Raw genomic sequence first — 1,211 nt, 5'->3', positions numbered from 1 at the left:
GGCAGGGCTATCGCATATGAGTAAAGAGGCTAAGCAGGTTTTGATCGGCCCATCGTGCCTTGAGTCGTTTGTGGCTGAGCGGGATGTTTTCAAGATCGGCTCTGAGAACATTGAGAGTGAGGCGGCGAAGTATGGCGTGATTGGCGGCGGTATTGTTCTTGCGGCCTCTGATTTGATCTTCGCCGAGCAAAACGTCGAGTTGCCAGTGCAGGTCATTCTCGATGCTCCAGTGGCGGCGTACTGTGGCGAGCAGTTCGTGTGCCGGCATTTTGCGCGACAGCGCATAGCAGCGGACCTTGTGCGTGGTCTTGCCATCGACGGTGCGCCAGCTTTCGACACGGCCGACGGCGCAAAGGTCGACGAGTGCATTCTTGCCCGGCGGCTGCACAAAGGGAATGACGAAGGCACGCCGCACCTCGTGACGGCCATGGGCATCCTCCTTGGTCTGATGGAACTTGGTTGCTTTGCCCGCCGCTGCCTTGTCGAGTGCGGTGTTGGCTTCGGCGGCCAGCTTCGACTGGTTGGCCTTGATGGCGATCGCGTAGTGGCCGCCACCGTCGCGGATGGTCTGGGTCATGCGGCGATGGCAGTGCAAGGCGTCGGCGGTGACGGTCAATCCCTTGAGCGACAACAATTCGAGCGCCGCGATCGCGGCCTGCACCTCCCCGCCTTTCTGCGCCACGGTCTGGGCCAGGCTCATGAAGGTCTCGCAGCCAAAGACGGTCACCACCAGCGGCGGCATATGCGAAAGGCCCTTGGCATAGGCGCGCCTGAGGCTCTTGCCGTCGATGGCGATCTGGCCTTTCGGCGCATCGATGCGCGCCTGTGCGCCGAAAGCGGCCATGAAGCGCATGAACGCATCGTTGAGGGCGACAGGATCGAGGGCCGCCAGCACCCGGCTGAAGGTGTCGTGGCTGGGCGCGCCACGCTCGAGCGGGATGAACTGCCGCAACAGGTCGAGCCGATTCCTGGCAAACAGCTCCATTTCCGTGCAATGCGTCGCACCGCAAAGGACCGCCGCAAGCGCTACGAACAAAATCTCCGGCAACGGGTGCTGTGCGGTCAAGTCTCGAGGGTCCGGAACCTCGCCGAATACATCCAGAAACACCATGCTGACCTCCGATCATCCAGAGGTCCTTTCAGAATCGATTTCCGCACACCACACAAGAGTCCCTTTGTACTCATGTGCGATTCCCCTGCCCTCGAGGGGG

General features: G+C 61.4%; 1 protein-coding gene. It reads right to left on the bottom strand.

Translation table 11 applies throughout. The features are described 5' to 3' along the window. Positions 1-7: 7 nt before the first annotated feature. The gene (locus X739_RS136620; protein ID WP_023796701.1) at positions 8-1,111 is read right to left on the bottom strand and encodes an ISAs1 family transposase; all 1,104 of its coding nucleotides are present in this window, start codon (positions 1,109-1,111) and stop codon (positions 8-10) included. Positions 1,112-1,211 lie beyond the last annotated feature (100 nt).

Source organism: Mesorhizobium sp. LNHC209A00 (assembly GCF_000502915.1).
In the GTDB taxonomy this organism is placed as follows: Bacteria; Pseudomonadota; Alphaproteobacteria; order Rhizobiales; family Rhizobiaceae; genus Mesorhizobium.
The sequence above is the reverse complement of the archived record's forward strand: the minus strand, read 5'-3'. Positions and strand labels throughout refer to the sequence as shown.

Excerpts from the sequence above, each read along its gene's own strand:
- X739_RS136620 (WP_023796701.1), bottom strand. The coding sequence starts at position 1,111 with ATGGTGTTTCTGGATGTATTCGGCGAGGTTCCGGACCCTCGAGACTTG.